A 6,212-nucleotide genomic window follows, 5' to 3' on the forward strand; every position below is an offset into this window, starting at 1 on the left:
CGCCGCAGTCGATCACCACCACCTGGAACGGCAGCGCCAGCCTGAGCAGCAACGGCACCGTGCTGACGATGCGCTCCAACGGCAGCGGCAACACGTTCGGCTTCACCACGATGATGAACGGCAACTCCGGCGCCCGACCCCAGATCAGGTCCTGCACCGCCGGCTGAGCCCGCTTCACCCGTACCGGATCATCGGCGCGGCGGCCCTCGCGGTCGCCGCGCCGCTCCCGTTCCGGCCGGTGGTCAGGCGGACTGCCGGAGGACCAGGTGGGTGTCCAGGAAGATGGCCGGCGAGGGGATCTCGTCGCCACGGATCTGTGCGACCAGCAGTCGGGCCATCTCCCGGCCCATCGTGATGACCGGCTGGTGTACGGAGGTCAGCGGCGGATTGGCGTGCAACGCGAGGGACGAGTCCTCGTATCCGACCACCGCGACATCCTCCGGGATGCGCCGGCCGACCTCATGCAGCGCCTTGATCGCCCCCAGCGCCATCAGGTCCGAAGCCGCGAAGACCGCGTCCAGACCGGGACATCGGGCCAGCAGTTGACGCATCGCCTCCACCCCGCTGCTCGCGCTGAAGTCGCCGTACGCGATCAGGCCCTCGTCGGTCGGCCGCCCCTGTCCGGCCAGTGCCTGCCGGTATCCGACCAGGCGGCTCACCCCGGCGCCCATGTCCTGCGGTCCGGCGACGGTGGCCACCAGACGCCGTCCGATGGAGAGCAGGTACTCGACCGCCTGCCGGGCGCCGCCGGTGTTGTCCACGTCGACGAAGTACGCCGGCTGGGCGTCCGGGCCGAGCATCCGCGCTGGCCGTCCACCGAGGACGGTCGGTAGGCCGCGATCCATCAGCAGTCCCGGCAGCGGGTCCGCGTCGTGCAGCGAGATCAACATGACGCCGTCGACATGCTGGTCGGTTAGCTGGTGCTCCATCTTCTCCCGGCCGCCCGGCGACTGGATCCAGGACAGCCAGAGTTGCAGCGGGGTGTCGGCCAGGCCGGCGCTGACCCCACGGGCGATTCCGGCGAAGAACGGTTCGCCGAACGCCCGCTCGCCGGACTCGGAGATGACCAGTGCCACCGAATCGGTCCGCTGGGTCACCAGGGTCCGGGCGGCACGGTTCGGCACGTATCCCAGTTCCCGGACCGCCGCCCAGACCGCGGCCCGGACCGTCGGACTGACCTGGGACGAATTGTTGACCACCCGGGAGGCGGTCCCCCGCCCGACTCCGGCCCGGGCCGCGACCTCGCTCAGGGTGGGACGTCCGGGGTCACGGCGGTGGGATCTCATGATGTGCTCCCGGGAACTGCGTCGGCGCGTGGTGGGCTCCAGGGTAGGCGGCACCGGACGCAACTCCCGTGTGTCCAGTCGGTGGAACACGCCACCGAGCCCGCTCACCAAGGTTTGTTACATCGATGATGATAGAGTTTCAACCCGCTGATCGGTCCCGGCCGACCGGCCCGAAGTGTCGGGGACGGGCCATTCGGAGAAGCTCTCGGCCGGTCCACTCCGGCCGGGGTCGCGACGGCCACCCGCGCCGTCGGACTGATGCTGGCGGTCAGACCGCTCCGGCCTCTGCTCGCCGGAGCCACGGCGGAGCGGCCCCCACGCGCCGCACTCTCCGTCTCTGCACCGTGACTGCACAGTCCGCCGCTGGTCTCCGTATCGGGACGTGCCGCGTCGCAGGTGGCGGCGGTGGACGGCACCGCTGCCGTCGAGCGGTTCGACGGGTTGATCGAGGTGTTGCGTTGGCGCTCAGCGGCTGCGGAAGGTCGACGCTGACCAGCCGGAAAAGAGAGCGGGGCAAGGCTCACCGACGCGCGGCACGGTCAGCGATTCGAACACACGTACGATAGAATATCGAGGTGTATGACAGCCGAGACCAGACGAGCGGCCCAGCCCGAATCGCCGCCTACCAGTCCGCCGACCGCCGTCTCATCCTCGCCCGGGTGCACCGGATCGCGACGGATTACGCCGGCGGCTACCGGGAGGGCCTGGTCCGGGCCGTTGCCCTTGCCGAACTCAACGACCTCGCCGCCGATCCAGACCTGCTCGCCCAGGCAGCGGCCATGCACGCGGTCGCCGACAACTGGTACGCGATCAACGCAGTCGACCTGCTCCTCGAGGCCGGCGCCCCGACCGAGCTGATCGACTCCTATCTCGACGAAGAAGAGTTCGTCGACAGTCCGCCGCTGGTCGAGTCGGAGCAGTTATCCGAGCGGCGGGCGAGCTGACCGAGACGACCCGTCGAGGATCGCCGCGATCGCCTTCGGAAAGCAGGTCAGCGCCCGTTCCGCGGCGCCTGACTCTCATGGTCGACCATCCTGGTCCGGTCCTCCCCCATGCGGAGCATCAGGATGGCGGTGACGGTGATGGTGGCGAACAGGAGGAAGGCCAGCACCGGAGACTCGGTGATCACACCCCGCTCGACGAGTATCGGAGCGAGGACGACCGGGCCGAACTCGTAGCTGGCGGCCGTGCCGAACACGGTGAGCAGACCCGCCCCGGTCACCACGAGGCCACGGCCGTGGGGGGCCTGCCGCCGACCGATGGAGCGCCGTGCCAGCATCACGGCCGCGGTGGCCACCAGGGCCAGCACCATTGCGGAGCCGACCGGGACTCTCCAGCTTGTGAATCTCTCGCCGTCCAGGCTGGCCATCCAGAACACGACGGAGACAAAGGGAGCGCAGGCCAGCAGCGTCAGAGCCGGCCACCGTGTCGGGCGCGGCTCGATCGATTCCGGACCCGGCGGCGAGCCTGGTCCTGTTCCCAGGTGGATCATCCAGATGCCGGCGCCACCGACGATCGCGGCAGGTAGGAGGAGGACGAACGCGAAGCGCGTCCCCAGCGACATGCTCTCCCAGACCAGCTCGCCGCCGAGCATCACCGTCGCGATCAGCGATCCCGCTGCGAAACTGGCGAAGGTGCCGAACAGCACCAGCATGGCAGTCCCGGTGACCACGATGTCACGGCGAGTGGGAAGCCCGGCCCCCGTCGCGGATCGCCGACCGGACCAGGACCGGGTCAGCATGACGGACGCGGTGGCCACCATGACCAGCGTGACGGCGAAGCCGACCGGGATACCGATCGCAAAGGCCCGCTTGGTCAGGATTGTCAGCCACATCACGAGGGCGGCAACGGGCGCGGATGCCAGCAGTGCCCATCCGGGCCACGACGCGGAGCGGGGCCCGGTCGGCGTCGGCCCGGCTGGTGGACTTGCCTCGTGCGGCTGGCTCGGCTCGTGCGGCTGGCTCGGCGTGACTGGCTGATCCGGTATCGGTTGCCGGTGCCCGGCGACCAGCCGATCCGGCGCGCCGGGGGACCCGGCGCGGTCGCCACCTGTGCCGTTGCCGGCGAACTGTGCCGCGAGTGTGCCGGGGGTGGCGTGCAGTGCGCCTTCGGCGACCACGGTCTCCGGCTGCTCAAGGACGTCCGGCGCGACCTTGGTCGCCCGATGTACGGTCGTTGCCACCAGCGGCACCCGCGACGCGCCACCCACCAGGAAGATCCCGGCAAGCTGGTCCGGGCCGATCCCGGACCGCTCGACCAGCGCTGCGGTCAGCCGCGCGGCCTCCTCCAGGCGAGGGCCCGCCTCGGCCTCGAACTCCTCCCGGCTCACCTGCACGTCCCGCTCCAGCAGTGGAACGAAGAGTCCCGCCGCACTGTGCCGCGACAGCATTTCCTTCGCCGTCCGTGCGTCGTCCCACAAGGTTCGGAACGCTCGCCGTTCAGCGGCCTCACCCGGGTTCGTCAGCCGTCGCCACGCTTCAGGATGCGCCGTAGCCACCGCTGCGCCGACCCTCTGCACCACCACCGCATCCAGGTCCAGCCCACCGAACGAGGGAAGGCCGTCCACATTCACCACCTGATAGCCGTCCGCGCTGCGCTGTACCGCGGAAACGTCGAACGTGCCCGCCCCCAGGTCGTACACCACCAGATGCTGGCCCGGCGCCAGCCGGTGCCCCAGCACGGTGGTGAAGTAGGCCGCGGCCGCCACCGGCTCCGGCACCAGCCGCAGTGCGCCGAGCCCGGCCACCGCCGCCGCTTCGCGCAGCATCCCCCGCCGCGACGCGGCCCAGGTCGCCGGGTACGTCATCGTCACCGCTGCCGCTGGTGCGCCGGCAGTACGCTGCGCCTCTCCGGCGACCAGCCGCAGCGTCGCGGCCACCAGATCCACGACCGGCACTTCGGCCTGGCCCAGCAACACGGTGTCGTCGTCGATGCGAAGTTTCGGGTTCGGCTCGTAGCTCGCCGGGTCCAGCCGGGCGCTGTGCAGCGCGTCCCGCCCTACCAGCAGCCGACCGTCGGGAGTCCGGTACACGGCCGACGGCAGCAGCGGTGAACCATCGAACAACAGTGGACGGACCCGTCCATCCGGCCACCGCAGGACCGCCACGGTATTCGAGGTACCGTAGTCGATGCTCAGCAGTACGCCGGGCTCCCCAGGTCGCATCAGCGGAGTCTAGTTCCACTCCCCCGCGAGGTTGGCCACCCGGCTGCCAGGTGGGTCGCCGCCGAGGTTTCCACCGGATGGGTATTACCGGTTACCCCGAAGCGCCCGGCCTTCTACACCCGTCGGGCGGGACGTAGGGTGGTCGGGTGAGTGGCGATGCGGTTCCGTCGAAGCCGAAGGTACGCATATCCGACGCCGACCGGGAGAGCGTTGTCGCCCGGTTGAACGTCGCGGTCGGCGAGGGCCGGCTGACTCTCCCAGAGTTCGAGGAGCGCCTCGACGGCGTTTTCCGCGCCCAAACCTACGGCGACGTGGAGCCCTTCGTCGCCGACCTACCCGCCACGGTCGTGACGGGCGCGCCCAGTGACGTCGTCGAGCTACGCAGTCACGCCGGAAACATCAAGCGCACCGGCCGGTGGGCCGTACCCCGTCGGCTCGTGGTGCACAGCATGGCCGGCTCGGTCAAACTCGACCTGCGGCACGCCGTCGTCAGCCACCGGATGGTCGAGATCGTGCTGGCCACCCAGGCCGGCTCGACGACCATCGTGCTGCCGCCGGGAGCAACCGCCAACATCGACGGGGTCAGCACGAGCGCTGGCACGACGACGATCAGGGTTCCTGCGATGCCCGAGCCGGGATCGACCACTCCACACATCGTCATCACCGGCAGTACCGCCGCCGGCACGCTGGTGGTGCGCTACGAGCGCCGGTTCTGGCGCTGGCGCTGGTAGCGCGGCGACGACCGCCTGCTCGTCCCACGGACTCCAGCGCTCGCCCGCCCGGCCCTGGCCCCGTCCGGGATCTGGACGGGCGCACATCCGGTTGTAGGCTGCAATCGGTTGACGACCGGAGGTGCGCGGTGCTGGAGCAGGGGCGTTCGGGTTGCCCGATCAACCTCTCCCTCGAGGTGCTCGGCGACAAGTGGTCGCTCGTGATCATCCGGGACATGATGTTCGGCGATCGCCGACACTTCCGCGAGCTGCTGAACCGCTCGGAGGAGGGAATCGCGTCGAACATCCTCGCCGACCGGCTCCACCGACTCACCGGGAACGGTCTCGTCACCCGTGCCCCCGACCCCAGCCACAAGCAGAAGGTGATCTACAGCCTCACCGAGCCCGCCATCCAACTCGTACCGGTGATGGCGCACCTCGGCGCGTGGGGGCGACGCCACCTGCCCGTCACCCGTGAACTGTCGGTCCGCGCCGAACTGCTGGAGCGCGGCGGCCCCGAACTGTGGGGGGAGTTGATGGACGAACTCCGCGAGCAGCACCTCGGGACACCCCGAGCGGCGGGCCGCGAGTCCGTCTCCGCCCGGCTACGCGCGGCGTACGAGGCCGAGTTGGCCCGGGACTGAACGGCCTCTCGTCGTGGTAGGAGTAATCCTCCCCGCGATCACCGGCGACGCGCCTGTGGCGCGGCGGCCGAGGCCGCCGCGCCACAGTGCGGTGTCAGGAGTTGTCGCGGTTAACCTGTCTGGCAGGTGATCGTCGGCCAGGTCCAGTTGCCGTTGGCCATGATCGTTACCCCGAAGTTGTTGCCACTGCCGTTCGGTCTGGCGGTGACTGTTCCGCTCGTCCCGCTGACGGAGGCGTTCCAGCTGTTCTGCAGGCTCTGGCCGCCGTTCAGGTTGAGCGTGACGACCCAGTTGCTGGCGTTGCTGACCGAGACGTTGAGGTTGAACCGGTCGCCCCACTGCTGGCCAGCGGAGATTGTCGCGCTGCAGTTGCCGCCGCCCGGGTTACCGGGGTTGCTGGCCGTGGGGG

5 protein-coding genes and 1 pseudogene are annotated in these 6,212 nt (G+C 70.0%); 3 read left to right on the forward strand and 3 right to left on the reverse strand.

What is annotated here, in order from left to right:
- Positions 1–242: 242 nt before the first annotated feature.
- Positions 243–1,286, reverse strand: coding sequence for a LacI family DNA-binding transcriptional regulator (locus tag I0C86_RS37990; RefSeq protein ID WP_196206151.1), 1,044 nt, complete (start codon positions 1,284–1,286; stop codon positions 243–245).
- A gap of 575 nt (positions 1,287–1,861) precedes the next feature.
- On the opposite strand from I0C86_RS37990, the gene I0C86_RS37995 reads away from it, so the two are divergent.
- Entirely contained in the window at positions 1,862–2,230 is a 369-nt protein-coding gene (locus I0C86_RS37995) for a hypothetical protein (RefSeq protein WP_196206152.1), read from the forward strand.
- A 47-nt stretch (positions 2,231–2,277) separates the two neighbouring features.
- On the opposite strand, the gene I0C86_RS38000 is transcribed toward I0C86_RS37995, so the two are convergent.
- Positions 2,278–4,449 (reverse strand): Hsp70 family protein, encoded by a 2,172-nt coding sequence (locus I0C86_RS38000; protein ID WP_196206153.1) that lies wholly within the window; start codon positions 4,447–4,449, stop codon positions 2,278–2,280.
- Positions 4,450–4,595: 146 nt separating this feature from the next.
- Between I0C86_RS38000 and I0C86_RS38005 the strand changes: the two genes are divergently transcribed.
- Positions 4,596–5,180, forward strand: coding sequence for a DUF1707 SHOCT-like domain-containing protein (locus I0C86_RS38005; RefSeq protein WP_196206154.1), 585 nt, complete (start codon positions 4,596–4,598; stop codon positions 5,178–5,180).
- 128 nt (positions 5,181–5,308) lie between these two features.
- Positions 5,309–5,803, forward strand: a complete 495-nt coding sequence (locus I0C86_RS38010; protein WP_196206155.1) for a winged helix-turn-helix transcriptional regulator — start codon at positions 5,309–5,311, stop codon at positions 5,801–5,803.
- 110 nt (positions 5,804–5,913) lie between these two features.
- Here the strand turns inward: I0C86_RS38010 and I0C86_RS38015 are convergent.
- Positions 5,914–6,212: pseudogene (locus tag I0C86_RS38015) on the reverse strand (glycoside hydrolase family 11 protein); the annotation flags it as partial.

It is taken from the genome of Plantactinospora alkalitolerans (assembly GCF_015690345.1).
GTDB classification, from domain to species: Bacteria; Actinomycetota; Actinomycetes; order Mycobacteriales; family Micromonosporaceae; genus Plantactinospora; species Plantactinospora alkalitolerans.

Coding starts and splice junctions, on each gene's coding strand:
- I0C86_RS37990 (WP_196206151.1), bottom strand. CDS start 1,286: ATGAGATCCCACCGCCGTGACCCCGGACGTCCCACCCTGAGCGAGGTC.
- I0C86_RS38000 (WP_196206153.1), bottom strand. CDS start 4,449: ATGCGACCTGGGGAGCCCGGCGTACTGCTGAGCATCGACTACGGTACC.